This window comes from Sphingobacterium mizutaii (genome assembly GCF_900187125.1).
Taxonomy (GTDB): domain Bacteria; phylum Bacteroidota; class Bacteroidia; order Sphingobacteriales; family Sphingobacteriaceae; genus Sphingobacterium; species Sphingobacterium mizutaii.
The window spans coordinates 2,540,016-2,556,859 of sequence record NZ_LT906468.1 but is presented as its reverse complement, the minus strand read 5'-3'; the positions used below and the strand labels follow the sequence as shown (position 1 = coordinate 2,556,859).

At 39.5% G+C, this 16,844-nt stretch carries 15 protein-coding genes and 2 tRNA genes; 4 read left to right on the top strand and 13 right to left on the bottom strand.

The genetic code is table 11. The annotated features are described in order from the left end of the window. Nucleotides 1–33 precede the first annotated feature (33 nt). Complete coding sequence (locus tag CKW03_RS11045; RefSeq protein WP_093096774.1) at nucleotides 34–291, top strand: hypothetical protein; 258 nt, start codon at nucleotides 34–36, stop codon at nucleotides 289–291. A 207-nt stretch (nucleotides 292–498) separates the two neighbouring features. Here the strand turns inward: CKW03_RS11045 and katG are convergent, their stop codons facing one another. From katG to CKW03_RS11025, 4 genes are all read right to left on the bottom strand, one after another. Further along, the gene (katG, locus tag CKW03_RS11040) at nucleotides 499–2,778 is read right to left on the bottom strand and encodes a catalase/peroxidase HPI (RefSeq protein ID WP_093096771.1); all 2,280 of its coding nucleotides are present in this window, start codon (nucleotides 2,776–2,778) and stop codon (nucleotides 499–501) included. A gap of 337 nt (nucleotides 2,779–3,115) precedes the next feature. Further along, nucleotides 3,116–3,200: transfer RNA gene (locus tag CKW03_RS11035), tRNA-Leu, on the bottom strand. A 5-nt stretch (nucleotides 3,201–3,205) separates the two neighbouring features. Beyond that, nucleotides 3,206–3,278: transfer RNA gene (locus CKW03_RS11030), tRNA-Gly, on the bottom strand. Nucleotides 3,279–3,342: 64 nt separating this feature from the next. Further along, complete coding sequence (locus tag CKW03_RS11025) at nucleotides 3,343–3,834, bottom strand: regulatory protein RecX (protein ID WP_093096769.1); 492 nt, start codon at nucleotides 3,832–3,834, stop codon at nucleotides 3,343–3,345. 69 nt (nucleotides 3,835–3,903) lie between these two features. Here CKW03_RS11025 and CKW03_RS11020 point away from each other — a divergent pair, with 69 nt between their 5' ends. Genes CKW03_RS11020 through CKW03_RS11010 form a run of 3 tightly spaced genes read left to right on the top strand, consistent with a single transcriptional unit; the run spans nucleotide 3,904 to nucleotide 7,586 of the window. Further along, a complete protein-coding gene (locus tag CKW03_RS11020; RefSeq protein WP_093096766.1) occupies nucleotides 3,904–6,339 on the top strand; it encodes a bifunctional UDP-N-acetylmuramoyl-tripeptide:D-alanyl-D-alanine ligase/alanine racemase in 2,436 nt (811 codons plus the stop codon). Nucleotides 6,340–6,341: 2 nt separating this feature from the next. Further along, nucleotides 6,342–6,968, top strand: coding sequence for a DUF502 domain-containing protein (locus CKW03_RS11015; RefSeq protein WP_093096764.1), 627 nt, complete (start codon nucleotides 6,342–6,344; stop codon nucleotides 6,966–6,968). Between the two features lie 9 nt (nucleotides 6,969–6,977). Next, the gene (locus CKW03_RS11010; RefSeq protein ID WP_093096761.1) at nucleotides 6,978–7,586 is read left to right on the top strand and encodes a hypothetical protein; all 609 of its coding nucleotides are present in this window, start codon (nucleotides 6,978–6,980) and stop codon (nucleotides 7,584–7,586) included. A 79-nt stretch (nucleotides 7,587–7,665) separates the two neighbouring features. On the opposite strand, the gene CKW03_RS11005 is transcribed toward CKW03_RS11010, so the two are convergent. The 9 genes from CKW03_RS11005 to CKW03_RS10965 all read right to left on the bottom strand — a co-directional run bounded on the left by CKW03_RS11005 (nucleotide 7,666) and on the right by CKW03_RS10965 (nucleotide 16,789). Next, a complete protein-coding gene (locus CKW03_RS11005; RefSeq protein ID WP_093096759.1) occupies nucleotides 7,666–8,061 on the bottom strand; it encodes a hypothetical protein in 396 nt (131 codons plus the stop codon). Between the two features lie 117 nt (nucleotides 8,062–8,178). Continuing rightward, nucleotides 8,179–9,249, bottom strand: a complete 1,071-nt coding sequence (locus CKW03_RS11000; protein ID WP_093096756.1) for a PA0069 family radical SAM protein — start codon at nucleotides 9,247–9,249, stop codon at nucleotides 8,179–8,181. Nucleotides 9,250–9,304: 55 nt separating this feature from the next. Continuing rightward, nucleotides 9,305–11,437: a polyphosphate kinase 1 gene (gene ppk1 / locus CKW03_RS10995; RefSeq protein WP_197700928.1), complete on the bottom strand. Its 2,133-nt coding sequence runs from the start codon at nucleotides 11,435–11,437 to the stop codon at nucleotides 9,305–9,307. 600 nt (nucleotides 11,438–12,037) lie between these two features. Next, complete coding sequence (locus CKW03_RS10990; RefSeq protein WP_093096754.1) at nucleotides 12,038–12,418, bottom strand: hypothetical protein; 381 nt, start codon at nucleotides 12,416–12,418, stop codon at nucleotides 12,038–12,040. Beyond that, the gene (locus CKW03_RS10985; protein ID WP_093096751.1) at nucleotides 12,418–12,996 is read right to left on the bottom strand and encodes a DJ-1/PfpI family protein; all 579 of its coding nucleotides are present in this window, start codon (nucleotides 12,994–12,996) and stop codon (nucleotides 12,418–12,420) included. Before CKW03_RS10985 ends, CKW03_RS10990 begins: the two co-directional genes overlap by 1 nt. An 18-nt stretch (nucleotides 12,997–13,014) precedes the next feature. After that, complete coding sequence (locus tag CKW03_RS10980; RefSeq protein ID WP_093096749.1) at nucleotides 13,015–13,581, bottom strand: NADPH-dependent FMN reductase; 567 nt, start codon at nucleotides 13,579–13,581, stop codon at nucleotides 13,015–13,017. A gap of 315 nt (nucleotides 13,582–13,896) precedes the next feature. Continuing rightward, nucleotides 13,897–14,466: a pentapeptide repeat-containing protein gene (locus CKW03_RS10975; protein ID WP_093096746.1), complete on the bottom strand. Its 570-nt coding sequence runs from the start codon at nucleotides 14,464–14,466 to the stop codon at nucleotides 13,897–13,899. A gap of 21 nt (nucleotides 14,467–14,487) precedes the next feature. After that, a complete protein-coding gene (locus CKW03_RS10970; RefSeq protein WP_093096743.1) occupies nucleotides 14,488–15,060 on the bottom strand; it encodes a Crp/Fnr family transcriptional regulator in 573 nt (190 codons plus the stop codon). A gap of 43 nt (nucleotides 15,061–15,103) precedes the next feature. After that, entirely contained in the window at nucleotides 15,104–16,789 is a 1,686-nt protein-coding gene (locus CKW03_RS10965) for an RluA family pseudouridine synthase (protein ID WP_093096741.1), read from the bottom strand. Between the last annotated feature and the right edge of the window lie 55 nt (nucleotides 16,790–16,844).

The following is a 16,844-nucleotide window of genomic DNA, read 5'->3' as shown; positions in this document are numbered from 1 at the left end:
TACAAGGTTCAGCTTTTTTTTGAACCATTATTTATGCAAAAATCAGATATTCCAAACTTTATCAGCTCATCAGGGGTATTCAATGCCCAAGATTTAGAGCAATTAGCCAGCATTGATCAGATCCCATCAGACCAGGAAATCGACAGCTTCAAATACGAACCCGAAATCCAAGAGCTATTAAATGCCTTTATCGGCGATGAAAATACCCGCATTACCCATCAACTCCTTAAAGCCAAAGAATTCCTCAATCAAGGTAGGATAGAAGAGGCCTGGAAACTTATGTTGCTATAAAATAGAAAAGAGTGGAAGAATTCCACTCTTTTCTATTTTATAGCAACAGCATTGAGATATGAGATTTGAGTATTGAGATATTAACCGTGTCAACTATATTATATCTATTAAATAGACAAAAGACACTAGACACTAGATATTTGTCCAACCCTGTGTCGTCTTAAATTGCCGGTTTCTATCTCATATCTCACATCTCAAATCTCAATACTAAACCTCAAACCTATCAGCATCCATCACTTTGGTCCATGCTTTCACGAAATCCCTAACGAATTTCTCTTGTGCATCAGCACTTGCATAAACTTCAGCTACCACGCGCAATTCAGAGTTTGATCCAAAGACTAGGTCGGCTCTAGTTCCGGTCCATTTCGGTTGGCCGGTTTTACGGTCAGAACCAATGTATAGTTCTTTGTCCTCAGAAGCTGCTTTCCAAGCGGTATTCATGTCTAGCAAGTTCACTAAGAAATCGTTTGTCAATTGACCAGGACGATTAGTGAACACCCCATCCTTAGAACCGTCGAAATTAGTATCCAATACACGCATACCTGCCAATAGAACGGTTAGTTCAGGAGCTGTAAGGTTCAATAATTGCGCTTTGTCGATCAATAATTCTTCAGTGCTAGATGTATATTTCCTTTTCTTGTAGTTTCTGAAGCCATCAGCGATAGGCTCTAAGTAGCCTACAGATTCCACATCGGTCTCCTCCTGTGAAGCATCCATACGACCTGGAGTAAATGGAACTTTGATTTCATTTCCAGCATCTCTTGCCGCTTTTTCAACGCCTGCATTACCTGCAATAACAATCAAATCAGCAATAGAAACCTGCTTGCCTGAAGTTTGAGCTTGGTTGAATTGGTCTTTGATGTTTTCCAGTACACATAATACCTTACTCAATTGTGCTGGATTGTTCACTGCCCAGTCTTTTTGAGGAGCTAGGCGAACACGTGCACCATTGGCACCACCACGTTTGTCAGAACCACGGAAAGTAGAAGCCGAAGCCCATGCTGTAGAAACTAATTCAGAAACACTCAGACCAGAAGATAATACCTTGTTTTTAAGGTCTTCCACGTCCGCTTCATTAACTACTTCATGGTTAAGCTCAGGAATCGGATCTTGCCATAGGAATTCCTCTGCTGGAACATCCGGACCAAGATAACGGGAGCGAGGTCCCATATCCCTATGGGTCAATTTAAACCAAGCTTTTGCAAATGCATCAGCGAACTCATCAGGGTTCTCTAAAAATCTACGCGATATTTTTTCGTAAATAGGATCAAATCTCAAGGAAAGATCCGTAGTCAACATCGTTGGCTTACGTTTTTTATTAGGGTCAAATGGGTCAGGAATAACATCATCAGCATCTTTTGCCACCCATTGGAATGCACCTGCAGGACTTTTGGTCAATTCCCACTCGTATTTAAATAGGTTCTCAAAAAAATTATTACTCCATTGTGTAGGTGTTTCTGTCCAGATTACTTCCAGTCCAGAAGTGATCGCATCGGCACCAACTCCTGAATTAAAGGAACTTTTCCAACCTAGACCTTGGTCTTCTAGACCTGCAGCTTCCGGTTCTTTACCAACATTGTCCGCTGGACCAGCACCATGGGTTTTTCCGAAAGAGTGACCACCAGCGATCAGTGCAATGGTTTCTTCATCGTTCATCGCCATACGGCCAAAGGTATCACGTATATCTTTCGCCGCTAATAGAGGATCAGGATTTCCATCAGGACCTTCGGGGTTTACATAAATTAAACCCATTTGAACAGCTGCCAAAGGATTCTCCAGATCTCTCGAATGCACTTCGCCATCTGCCTTTTCTTCACCAGATAGCACACCATGATCTTTGTCCACGATTCCCTCAGAACCATGCGAATACCTTACATCACCGCCTAACCAGGTATCTTCAGATCCCCAATATACATCCTCATCAGGCTCAAATGCATCCACACGACCACCTGCGAAACCAATGGTTTTGAACCCCATAGATTCCAAGGCAATATTTCCGGTCAGTACTAATAAGTCAGCCCAAGATAATTTCTTGCCATATTTCTGTTTGATAGGCCATAATAACCTTCTTGCCTTATCCAAGCTCACGTTGTCCGGCCAGCTATTCAATGGTGCAAAGCGTTGTTGACCTGTTCCAGCGCCACCGCGACCATCACCCACTCTGTAGGTTCCGGCTGAGTGCCAAGCCATACGGATAAATAAACCGCCGTAATGACCAAAATCCGCAGGCCACCAATCCTGAGAATCAGTCATCAAGGCATGTAGATCTTGTTTGACAGCTTCTAGATCCAATTTCTTGAATTCCTCTGCATAGTCAAAATCCGGATCCATCGGATCAGATAGATTTGAATGCTGACGCAATAAACTAACTTTTAATTTCTTCGGCCACCAATCTGAAATCGTGGTACCTCCGCCCGCAACCGTCAGATTCTGTTTTGCCGATCCATTGTGAAAAGGGCATTTGCTGATGTCGTTTCCATTTTCCATATCTCTGTATTTATTTTCTATTTTACTATTTAAGGTTAATTGTATTTAATTGAATCTCAATAAGAATTGGCAGAAAGATTCCTGCTCTCTCCTTTAAATTTAACTAAAGATAGATAAATAAAACTTAAGATTCCTATGTGTGTCGATAGATTTTATCTATGTAGTATCAAGGAAAAAATTAGGAAAATGAAGGGAGTTTTAATATGACTAAACTTAATAAATCAAACTAAGGATAGGCAAAATTCTAATGGAAAGAATAGGGGATCTAAGGTCTAAATACTAAATACTAACTACTGTTATACTAAAAAAGCCGCTATAAGCGGCTTTTTTCTATCTGTACCTAGGGCGGGAATCGAACCCGCACTCCCTTAACGGGAACAGGATTTTAAGTCCTGCGTGTCTACCAGTTCCACCACCTAGGCAACTGAGCGAAAGACGAGATTCGAACTCGCGACCCCAACCTTGGCAAGGTTGTGCTCTACCAACTGAGCTACTTTCGCTTGACGTGGTGCAAATATAGAGAGAAAATTGAAATCCTAAAATTATTTTTTCAAAAATATTTCATTATCCCTCCAACCCATTGTCTTTCAGTATCTCTAAAATCAAATTATTTTCATACCCTCGACCCAAGGCATATTGATACAGCTTGTTTCTATGTTTATAAGGGTCTGATTCTTTAATTAAGGCCGATTTCTTCTCTATGATTGTCCTCAATTTCTCAAAGTAATCGTTCGGGTCGATCTCCTTCATCGCGTTCTTAATCAATGGAGCTGAAACCTGTTTTAATTTCAATCCTTGCATGATCTTGATCCGGCCCCAACCTTTAATCCTAAATTTGCCCAGTACATAGGCTTTCGCAAAACGCTCCTCATTTAAGAAATTGTTCTCGATCAGGTAACTGATAATATTTTCAACATCCTTACTATGTAAGCCCCATTGATATAATTTGTCACGAACTTCCTGCTGTGAACGCTCCTGATAGGCACAATAGGATTCAGCTTTCCGCTTGGCTTCCAAGGGAGTATAGGTCTTTTGTTTTCTTATAGGGTCATCCATAATGCAAATCTTCAAAAAATGATGAACTTTTAAAAAAAATGATGAACTTCGTTCTTTATTTGCAGAATCATGTATACTATTAAATTTATTTGCGAGGAATTAAATATAAGACCTTTGATATCAAATGATTTATCGTCTAAAATCAGCGAACTAGTATACGATAGCCGTAAGGTAAACAATCCTGATGAATCTCTATTCTTTGCCCTTAAAGCCACTCGTGATGGTCATGATTTTATTCCTGATGCCTACAAGAAGGGGATTCGTAATTTCGTAATCTCCAATCCTGTCACCTTTTTTGAGGGTAAAAATGATGTCAATGTCATCCAGGTCGACAACGTCTTGCAATTTATGCAAGAACTGGTTGCCTACCATAGAAATCAGTTCCAGTACCCGATCATCGGGATAACGGGCAGTAATGGGAAGTCTATTGTCAAGGCATGGTTGTTCCAGCTGTTGATTCCAGAAAAGAAAGTTTATCAAAGTCCTAAAAGTTATAACTCCCAACTTGGGGTTGCGCTATCACTTTGGAATTTAGGTCCACAGTATGATCTTGCCATAATCGAAGCCGGTATCAGTGAGCCTGGCGAAATGTCTAGCCTGCAAAAGATGATCCAACCCAATATTGGCATTTTCACCAATATTGGTGTAGCACATTCCCAGAACTTCTCGAGTAAACAAGAGAAGTTAAAGGAAAAAATGAAACTCTTCTCCCAGGTGGATACCCTGATCGCGGGATCCGATTATATCGATACCGAACAGATCGATGCCAATATTCGTTTGGTTACATGGGGAAGGACAGATAGGGACCAAATCCAATTGATCCAAGAGGAAACCCATAATCAGCTCAGTAAATTAAAAATCAGGATAGGTGAGGTGATCTGCATCTGTCAGGTCCCTTTCACTGACCGTGCATCCATAGAAAATATCATGAGCTGTATCGCATGTATGTATTTTATGGGGTATGATGCAGAAACCATCGTGGAAAGGATACAAAACCTGAAGCCTCTGGAAATGCGCTTGCAATTGAAAAAAGGAATCAATAATAGTTCGATTATCGATGACTCTTATTCAAATGATCTGGCGTCCCTTAAGATTTCCTTAGAATTTTTAAATCAACAGAACCAACATAACAGCAAAACGCTCATTCTTTCTGAAATGGAAGGATTGGCTGAAAGTGAAAAACTGCAACAGAAATTGATCGGATTGCTGAACTCATCTGAACTTCAAAAGTTCATTTGGGTTGGCAACAAATATCCTTGGTTAAAGGATATTGAAATAGATCTGATGAAAGAATATGCAACGACGGAAGAATTCCTCGAGCATCTGACGGAATTAAACCTAAGTAATGAAAGCATTCTGATCAAAGGAGCACGTAAATTTCAATTTGAACGCATTGTCCAACGATTGGCATTAAGGTCGCATGGAACGGTATTGGAAATCAATCTGAATGCCATTTCCAATAACTTGATGTTATATCGTTCATTGATCCCCAAGAATGTCAAGTTGATGGCGATGGTCAAGGCATTCTCCTATGGCAGTGGTAGTTTTGAAGTGGCGAATCTGCTTCAATTCAGTAAGGTCGATTACCTGACTGTTGCCTTTGCAGATGAAGGAGTGGAATTAAGGACAGCAGGAATTGCTTTGCCGATTATGGTATTGAGCCCCGATCGAGATACCTTTCAATCGTTGATCCAACATAATCTGGAACCTGAAGTCTATAGTATGGACTTTCTACATGAATTTATTGAATTCTTAGAAGAACAGAAGATCAATGATTTTAAGATCCATCTGAAATTGGATACGGGCATGCATAGGTTAGGTTTCTTTCCATCAGAAATCGATGCCGTGGTAGAAAAACTAAAATCACAGAAACAGGTACGGGTGCAATCTTTCTTTACCCATTTAGTAGCTTCTGGTGATCCGAATCAAGATGAATTCACAACATCGCAGATTTCAAGCTATCTTACTGCTGCACAGAAATTAGAACATGGTTTGGGCTATAAGTTTATTAAGCATGTGGCCAATACCTCAGCGATTGTCCGTTGGCCGCAGGCGCATCTGGATATGGTTCGATTGGGGATAGGGCTATATGGAGTAGATATGGATAAAAACCTTATGAACCTGGAACAGGTCAGCTGCCTAAAAACCACCGTAACCCAGATCAAAGAATTGCCAGCAGGAGAGACCGTTGGATATGATAGGAAGGGAGTCTTGAACAGGGACAGCAAGATTGCTACGGTAAAAATCGGCTATGCAGATGGTTATGCCCGCAGATTTGGTAATTCAGTCGGAAAAATGCAAATTAATGGTTTCCTAGCGCCAACCGTTGGAAATATCTGCATGGATATGTGTATGTTGGATGTTACTGGACAGGATGTCCAGGTGGGCGATGAGGTCTTGGTATTTCCAGACCTAATGCAAGCAGCTTCCGATATCGGTACCATACCGTATGAACTGTTGGTCAATATTTCAAGTCGAGTAAAAAGAGTCTATTATTACGAGTAAAAATGATAACAAAATTTTTTCAACAATTCTTCTATTACCTCATCAAAGGAACATTGGTTGTAGCACCTGTTGCCGGGGCGATTTTCGTCATTGTCTGGTTGGTTGCCACCTTAGATGGCGCATTGAACATTACAGAGCACTTCTTGGTCGATGAAACTGGTAAACCGCTTTATATTCCAGGATTAGGCATTGTGTCTGTCATTCTTTTATTAACATTGATTGGTTTTATTTTTACCACCTTGGTTACTGCACCCATCCGGAATTGGTTGAGCAGGACCATCAGTAAGATTCCATTGTTCAATACGCTTTATTCATCCATCAAGGATTTTACGGAAGCCTTTGTGGGGGATGCCAAAAAGTTCAATGAACCAGTATTAGTGGAAGTCAATGAATTTGGGCTTAAGAAAATCGGTTTCTTGACCCAAAAAGACTTACATATCATTGACCTTCCGGGTGAAGTGATTGTTTATTTTCCTTATTCCTATTCCGTTGCCGGTCAGGTTGTTGTGGTTGCTTCAGAAAAAGTGACCAAATTGAATATTTCCGCTACGGATGCCATGAAGTTGGTAGTTTCAGGTGGTGTGAGTGGCTTAGAGGGCAAGAAGGAAACCAAAAAAGAAATACATTAACCTAAAACCATGTTTTGGAAAAATAATTCGAAAAACATCAAGGAGCTGGAATACAAACTCTTGAATTCAGATGCTGAGCTAAGTTTTTTGAATGCACAGACAGAAAGAGAACTTTCGAAACTTTATTATAACCAATCGTCGGATGATGGGATCCTGAAAAGCAAATATCAAGAATATCAACAGGAGGTATTGGCCATTTCAAAAAGCAGCGTTCACTCGGTTGACGAAGAATGTAAACTGCTCTCAAAATTTATTGACCTATATGCTGGACTTTCTGGTTCTGAACATTACCATATGGTAGATCTAGCTATTGAAGATGCTGATGGGAAAATACCGGCTTTGTTGCTTTTTCCGATTGTGCAGAATGCAATGGTCAATGGGTATAATAGCATGTCTAGCTTCCCTCTGAAAATAAAGTTAAAGGTAAAGGGCCAGCAGCTAAGTCTGGAGGTCAGCAATCGTGTAAATCATTACCTGAGCAATCAGGCAGATGATCCTCGGATCAAACAACTGGAAAGTAGGTTGTTCTTGGAATATGCTGAGGATTACAATCTCTTTATCAATAGTAATTCCAATCTCTTTAAAATTACTCTTCTTATAAAGCTTAAGAGAGACTGATCATACTTACTTATACAAAAAAAGAGCAATCATATTGATCGCTCTTTTCAAGTTAAATTAATCTGTATATATCGAAGTTTTAGTCTCTTTTACAATTGGCTGTCCAAGTTTCTCCTTCATCAGTAGAAGAGTATCCAATTGTCAACTGATCTGCATCAATGGAGATAAGTCCAAGTTTCCCGTCCTCTAAGAACAATTTATTGTTATCTCCCTTTTGCATTTTAACATTCAAGATATCTGGAATGTCACTATCAAAGATAAAGGAGTAATTTGAGCCACCCACTTTGGTCACTGTTACTTTACCCTGTGTAGGCGCTACGTTTTTCTCACTATCATTTTTGTTAACATAACTGATGGTTCCTCTGTATTCATCCACAAATATGTCGTTATCTGCTGGATCATCGTCTTTTGAACATGCAGAAACTGCGAACAATACTACAAACAATAGACTTAGTAATTTCATTGATTTTTTCATAGTGCAAATTATTTTATCGTTTTTCTATAGTTTATCACTGTACTATGACCAAACGATATGCCATTCAGGCTGCAACATAGCTGTTACAACATTATTTTAACAAAACTTTAACGTTCCTTAACCTAAGGTTTCAAATAGGTCTAATTGGGGATTTTGTTGCTTTTTGAAGTGTGAGAGGTCATATTCGAACATGCTCTGGTTCAAATTATACTTTCGGCAATGCAGCCTGAAATTATTGCGGATTATTTCAGCAAGCTGACCTGTTCCTCTCATTCTGTTGCCAAATTCACTGTCATTTACTTTACCGTTATGGCAAGCTTGTATGCTATGCCAAATCTTGTTTGCACGATCGGGGTAGGCCTTATGCAGCCATTCTTCAAAAATCTTGGAAATTTCACCATTTAAGCGTACAACGGTATAGCCTGCCCATTTTGCGCCAGCTGATGCCGCGGCCTTCAATACCTTAGGTATTTCATGGTCAGTTAGCCCAGGGATCACTGGAGCGCACATGATTCCTACAGGGATGCCATTATTCGAAAGCGTTTCAATCACCTTGAGCCTTTGTTGGGCAGTAGCTGTCCTAGGTTCCATCTTGGATCGCGTTTCTTTCGTCAGGGAATTAATGGAAATAAAGACCATACATAGATTTTTCATGGCCATTTCCTTCAGTATGTCCAGATCACGCAGTATTAAGCTGTTCTTTGTAATTAATCCAATAGGTTGACCATGTTCAAGAGCAATTTTTAAAATGGCTCTAGTGAGCTTAAATTTCCTTTCTAATGGCTGGAAACAATCCGTGTTGCCCGAAAGGGAGATAGGGGTTCCGTCCCAGTTTTTTCGGGTAATGAAATCCCGGAACAATTTAGGACTGTTAGACTTCACTAAAATCTTGCTCTCGAAATCAAGTCCGGCACTGTATCCCCAGTATTGATGCGAATTCCGTGCATAGCAATAGATGCAACCATGTTCGCAACCCTGATATGGATTGGCGGAATATTCCATACCCACATCAGGACTGCTAACCTTGTTGACTATGCTTTTTGGATGGATAATGGTAAACTGGGTATTTGGAATGTCCTGTTCCCAATCATCAATCCCTTCTATATGATCTTGTGTATAACTCAGCCTAGAAAATACATTGTGTATATTCTTTTGTGCCCCTCTTCCTGAAATAAATCCATGTTCCATCTCACCAATATTTTTACTAAAATACTAAAAATATTAGCAAAATAAAAAATCTTGTTTATTGTTCTATCGGTTCTAATACAGGGGCTTCCAATTCTTTGACCTCATGTTCCACAGCTTTTGCCATTAAATAATTATGGATCTCGATCTGGGATCTGCAGATCGGCTCATCGTTGTGGACATACTCATTATTCTGTTTATTGTTCAGGATCCTAGCCTTGACATTATCCCGCAATTGAATTTCCAACATATCCAGGAGCTCATGTTTAAGCTTTTTGCTGTTGATCTTCACAGCTGCTTCGATCCGATGGTCCAAATTTCTGGTCATCAAATCGGCGGATGAAATATAGGTCAGTTCTTTTCCAGCGGCATAAAAGTAAAATACGCGGGCATGTTCCAAGAATTCATCTACAATGCTAATGGCATTATAGGGTACTGAAAATTTCCGCTGATTAACAGCACAGAATATTCCTCTTACGATCAGATCGACCTGAACACCAGCTGAGGAAGCCTCGTAGATTTTTTTGATAGATTCCTTATCACTCAGGGAATTGATCTTGATAATAATCCTCGCAGGTCTTCCGGCCTTAGCTTCAGCGATCTCCTTATCGATTAGGGCCGATAACTGTTGTCGCATATCGTATGGACAGATCATCAAGTGCTTGTTATGATGGATCTGTTGTTCGATTGGGATTTTAGGCTTTTGCAATGCATTGAATATCTTGTTGATATCGGCCATTACACCCTTATTGCTGGTCATCAGGCAATAATCTCCATAAAGTTTTGCGGTCTTTTCATTGATATTTCCGGTGCTCACAAATCCATATTGTATGGTCTTGTTTTGTACTCTTTTCTTGATGATACATAATTTTGCGTGCACCTTTTTATTCGGCACCCCCACCAAAACTTTCACACCTTCCATCTCAAAGCGCTCTTTCCACTCCAGATTATGTTCTTCATCAAATCTTGCACGGAGTTCCAACATCACCGTTACTTCCTTTCCATTTCTAGCTGCATTTACCAAGGCATTCGCAATCTTGGAATTGCTGGCCATTCTATAGATCGTCGTTTTGATAGATTTAACATCAGGGTCCATTGCGGCTTCACGCAAAAGGTCGATCATTGGACGGAACTCATGGTAAGGGAAGGAGAGAAGCACATCTTTCTTCTGGATGATGTCGGTCACTCGATCATAACCCGTGAAATCAGGATGTTCGAATGATCTACGTTCTTCAGGTTTCTGATATGACTTGAATACATCTGGAAAATCCATGAAGTGCTTAAAGTTATGGATCTTCTGGCCAGGGATTATGGAGTCTTTTTTGCTGAAATTCAATTTCTTGATCAATAATTCCAATAATTTAGGATCCATTTCCTGATCGAAAACAAAACGGGTCGGCTTACCTTTCCTTCTGGTCTTGATCCCTTTACTGATCTTATCGGCAAAGGAAGTGTTGACATCATTGTCCAAGTCAAACTCCGCATCTTTTGTGACCTTAAAGGTGTTTGCTACAAAGTCATCGAAGCCGAAATAAGAGAAAATGTAGGGTAAGTTTACTTTTACAATATCCTCAATCAGGATAATATCTTTTTGATTTTTTGAAGAAGGTAAGATTACAAAGCGGCCCAATTGACTTGAGGGTAACTCGATGATAGCAAATTTGGTGTCATATTGCCATTCCTCTTTGTACATGGCAATTCCAAGATAAAGACTTTTGTCCCTTAAGTATGGCATAGGTTTGCTTTCGTCCAATATTAAGGGGATGATATTGGTCTCTACTTCTTCATCGAAATAATTCTTTACAAACTCAAGTTGGGTAGGAGTTAAGTCCTCCGCAGACTTAATATACACCTTTTGTTTGGCCATTTCACGCTGTACCTGGTTCCAGATCTTATCAAATTTGCGTTGTTGTTTGATTACGATTTCTGTAATCTTCTCCAAAATTATTGCCGGAGCTTTGTAGAAATAGCCATTGGACTCTTTCGTGTTTATTTCAGCTGCCCGTTTAAGCGCAGCAACCCGAACCCTGAAAAACTCATCCAGGTTATTGGAAAAGATACCCAAGAACTTAATTCTTAAATGTAAGGGAACTGTTGGGTCCGCAGCTTCTTGCAAAACTCGACCATTAAAACTTAACCAACTGATATCTCTCGGGATAAACTTGCTTGCCATTTCTCTATCTATCATCATAGCTCAAAGATGTTCGAGCTTTATTTGGTAAAAGTTAATAAATTAATATCAAATTATTAAATAATCAGAGAGCTTAGGGAACAAAATTTTAATCTTCAAATTTTCCCTTTAATTTCCCGATTAGACTTGGTTTTTATACTAATTTGTTAGTTTTCCCCTCGAACTTTTTATGTGTTTACAGATTAATAATTATCTTCAATTAATTCAAGGTTAAAATTAGTTAAAATAACTGTAAATAATAATTAATAAATAAACTATTTGATAACACATTGTCTCATATGACCATATCGTAAGAAAATAGCGAGGGCAGGATGTAGCTGTTAAATAAAAGAGCATCCAAGAAAACTTGGATGCTGTCATTACTACTATAATCGCAATAAATAAAATGCAATTTAACAACAGCTTTTTTCCTGTATCATCAAATGACAGATTGGCTCATAATCATTCGAAAACAACCTTTAGGTTAAATTAATGTTTGTTAAATGTTTTATTTTTATAAAATTATAAATAAATATTTATAAAAGAAAATAATATTGCGTTAAACAATAAAAGCTGCAATAATTTAATATTGCAGCTTTCTTTATTTAATATTTTGATGATTTATTTACTCACACCTCGACGACTTAATATATTGATAGCTTCATACTTGCTATTGTCGTAATGGGGATCTTCTAGTTGAAGACTGCTAGGATATGGTTTGTCCTTGTCAAAGAAATAGATCTTAGTAACACTACCATAGTCATTTACAGGGAACAAATCGGCACATTGATCATACTGTGCGTTTAATGGATCCTTCACAGTCACAGCGTATATCCTGATGATTCCACCTTTGTTGTTTTCATTGCGTACAAATGCCACCTCTTCAAATCCACCGGGCAGATCCTCAATGGAAGGTTGGGAATAAGCATCGTAAATGAAATAACCCAAGATCAAAATCAATGGTATGGCAATAAACCATATTTTCTTCTTCTTTTTCTCCATTATAGAGTAATCTTAACGCCTAATAGCTTATAGAATTCCTTAAGGATGTTCTGATGACCAGGCCAAGCTGGAGAAGTTACCAAGTTGCCATCAACCACTGCTTGGTCGGCAGGGATGTTTTTCCAAGTACCACCTGCTAATTCGATGTCTGGACCCACTGCCACATAAGCTGTCAATGTCCTTCCTTGTAATACCTTGGCAGCAGTCAAGACTTGGATGCCGTGACAGATTGCCGCAACAGGTTTATCCTTGTCAAAAAAGTCCTTGGTGATCTCCAATACGCGTTTATTTAAACGGATATATTCAGCCGAACGGCCACCTGCAATGTACAAGCCATCGTAATCCTCGGTATTGATCGAGTCAAAGTCTTTGTTGATCGCAAAGTTGTGTCCTCTTAATTCCTTGTAAGTTTGATCTCCGGTGAAATCATGGACTGCCGTAGGAACAACATCGCCTTTTTTGCGGTCAGGAGCCGCGGTGTCTACTTCAATCCCAACAGACTCCATTGCTTGAAAAGGAACCATTGCTTCATAGTCCTCTACGTAATCACCAACTAATAATAATACTTTCTTTGCCATAATATTGAAAATTTAATTTTACTGTTGTCCTTTATTTAATATCTCTGCCATCAGACGTTTTGTCTTCCTGACTTTTGCTTCCAATTGGCTTCTGAATACATTGCTTATAACACCTTTCCCTTCTTCAAAGTTTTTGCTGAATTCTGGCAGGGAGAAAGTCTCCAACACCTGGGCAGCATCCCTAGGCATTCTGGCAGTCGCAATTTCTAATACGGACTGTCCTCCACGGCCGCCCTCACTGGTTGCCAATAGAAAAACCGGTTTTTCGGGGAAAACCTTCCTGCCTTTGATCCTGGAAATCCAGTCAATCAAGTTCTTGTATCCAACATTGTAATTGCCATTGTTCTCCGCAAAGGAGATGATGATGAAATCTGCCCAGTCGATATGGTCGGCAAACTTTTGGGCAGCTTCCGGAATGCCAATCGCTTTTTCTAAGTCCTTTGAAAATAGGGGAAGTTCAAAATCGTTGATATCTAAAACGAGGATTTCGTCTTCTATTTCCTTGTAATACTTACTTACACTGTTTACTAATTTTTTATTGATTGAATCTGAGCTATTGCTCGCTCCAAATGCCAATATTTTCATATCCCTAAATTTAAGGATTATGTCTGAGATTTAGAATGTCTGGTTGAGATATTAGCCAAATATGACATTGGAACAGTCGCGAAAAGAGCCTGATTTCCGCATTTTTTTTCAATTCCAAAAAATTATATTTTGGAAATTTGTAGTGGCACGGTCTTCGAGTCAAGCTTTACCCTTATTCGAGACATGTTCGGAAATTTGAAAACATGTCTCGAATAAGGCTGAACATAGAACCCTAAAATCAAGCTGAAAAATCCATTTCTTTTTTGGTTTATGCGGAAAGGTTTCTTTGCGGACTATTCTTATATTTTGGTTAGTTTAATGACTAACTGAAATTTTATGTTTTTGCAAAAGGCCAGGCAAACTGATCAAGCTAAATTTAGCTGCCTTAATTTTGTTCTGGTCTGGATCAAGAAGTAGGTTCTGCGCGCCACGGAAATCTACTTTTTCCAGTTGGCTATTGAAAAATTGGCTTCCATTGAGGTCCGACCCATCAAAACTGCCATTGCTTAGCTGCGCATTTTCAAAATCCACCTGGAACAACCTGCAGTTGATGAATTTCGTTCCTTTAATGTTGCAATTGAAGAAAGAGCTATGGTCTAGACTGCATCCTTCAAATTCCAACTGCAGGTTAAAAGGGTTTGCACTGTCAAACCGCATGCCCAAGAGTTTACAATTCTTGAACTTGGCATCCTGGAAACTGGTCTGCTCGATCTTGGATAAGGACAGATTGCATTCAGTAAATATACAATCTATAAACTTAACCTCGTTTAAGTTCAGCCCCTCAAAATTGCACTGTTCAAATCGGCAATATTCATATTCCGCCTTGGCAAAAGGCTGCTCTTGAAAATTAATGTTCTTGAAGGTTTGGTCTTCAAAGTACTCCATGTTAATATAAAATGTATAAAATTAATCGTTAAGGATCTCTTTTCTGATTCGACTCAGGGAACTGTCGGTAACCCCTAAATAAGAGGCTATAAACTTGAGCGGTGCCTGCTGTATGATCTGCGGTTTTTCTTCCATCAGATGGAGGTATCGCATTTTTGCAGGCTCGGTGATCATCTCCGTTGCCCTTTTCTTGCTGAGGTAAAGTTCAAATGCCATCCATGCGCGACCCCATTCTCGAAGAGCGGGGATCTTATGGAAAAGATCCTGGAAGCTTTCATAATCGATTTTCCATAAACAGCAATCGGTAAGGCATTGTATATATTCTTGGGTAGGAATTCTTTGGAAAATAGAGGCCACTTCGATGACCACTTCGTTCTTTCCAGTAAAGCCTGTGGTTATTTCATTACCTTCATAATCGTATAAATAGGTACGAACTAAACCGTCCTCCAGAATATAATATTCATTGGCTATCTGACCCTTTTCCAAGATATAATCTCCTTTGGTCAAATTTACTTTTTCATGAGCATGATAAATCTGTTCTAAATCTGCTGCTTCTAGTAGTGGATGCTGATAGGCGTATTTTAATACTTCCATGGGTGGAAATTTATTTCTACAATATAAAGAAAAAGCCTTGGAATTAAAATGGGTCGCTCAACTCAAATTTAACCAAAGTCTTGGTCAGGGGATGGACAAATTGAATAAAACCTGCATGTAAGTGTAAGCGATTTGCTCGCTTGCCATACAGGTCATCGCCGGTTATTGGGCAATTAAGTCCCTTTACATGCGCAGAATGCACTCTCAATTGATGGGTTCTTCCCGTTAGCGGAAAATAATGGATCCTCGTTTTATTCCCTTCAATCGCTACGACTTTATATTGAGTTTGTGCAGGTTTTCCATATTCGTAACAAACCACCTGCCTAGGTCGGTCATCTAAGTCGACTCGCAAAGGGAGATCGATCAGACCTTCCATTTCCGTAATGATTCCGTCCAAAAGTGCAGTGTATCTCTTTTTTACGGTATGCTTGATGAATTGATCCTGAATAAATTGATGGGCTTCCTTAGTTTTTGCCAAGACAAGTATCCCTGAGGTCGACATGTCCAATCGATGGATGATCCATGGATTATCTATTTCGGGAAACTGGTTCTGGATCCTGGTCTGAACGCTGTCTTGTACATTGATTCCAGGTACGGAAAGGAACTCAGCAGGTTTATTGACCACAATGATCGCTTCATCTTCAAATAGGATTTCCAATTCCTTGTCAGCTGCAGGGTTTTCGAGCATAGGATTTGCATCCAGCTCCAATCCAATGAGCATATGTGCCAGGATTGGCTCACATTTTCCTCGACAGGCTGGGTAATAATTTTGATGCTTTCTTACTTCTTGGTTAGGAGAGGAGCCCCACCAAAATTCAGCCATGCAAATTGGTTTCAGATTATGCTGAAATGCATATTGCAGCAATTTAGGAGCGGCACATTCACCTGCACCTGCTGGTGGTTGTATATTTTTGCTTTCCTTAAATATGTCAAGCACCGATTTGGATTCATGCTTGGCATTTAAGAAATGGTATTGGTCAAATAGTTGATTTTGGAGATTCGAAGACCTGATTTTACGTTCTAACTTCAGCTCTTCAATTTGCTCCACGATATGGTTCAAAGCCTCCTCAGCCAATTGGATGTGCTGGGCAGAGCTTTCCTTTTGCACATCGTAATCATGTTGATCTCTATAGCTTTGCTTGATCAGGTCTTCCAGAAGGTCTTGGTATTCGGTTTCTGACAGCGTAGTTTTTTGCGAATTCCTGCTTTCTTTTCGTTCAGCTTTGTTTTTCTTGTGCAGTTTTCTCAGATCTGATAGTATTTGATCCTCACGTTTTTTGCAAATGATCAGGTTTTCTTTCAGTTCCTTCAATTCATCCGATTTTTGAAGCTGCTCAATATTTCGGTTGATCTGGTTGATATGTTCTTCTTCCTTTAAAAAGAAGCCATCGGGATCTAACATGTCAAAAATAGGAGGCACAAAGAATTTATGCCTATTGGTGCCGGCCATTTTTCCGGAAACGGCAGCTAAGTACCCGAGGTTACCAATTTCATCTTGGACAACCAGTACACCAAACATTTTCCCGATAACTAGGCCATCTTGTCCATCGATCAAGCCAAAGTTATGGTTGAAATCCTTTTGGCTTTCCAAATATGCTTGCACGTGCTCAGCGGCCAAGATGCTCAACTCATGCGGGTCATAGCAAAAAGGAAAGGTAAAGCGCAAAGGAAGTTCAATTCCTGAGGTATCTTTTTGGAAATGATGGAAGTAAGGGGCTGAAGTAGACATTCTTAAATTTTGCAAAGGACAAAAATAATAATAGTTCGGATAAGGCGAGGATTTA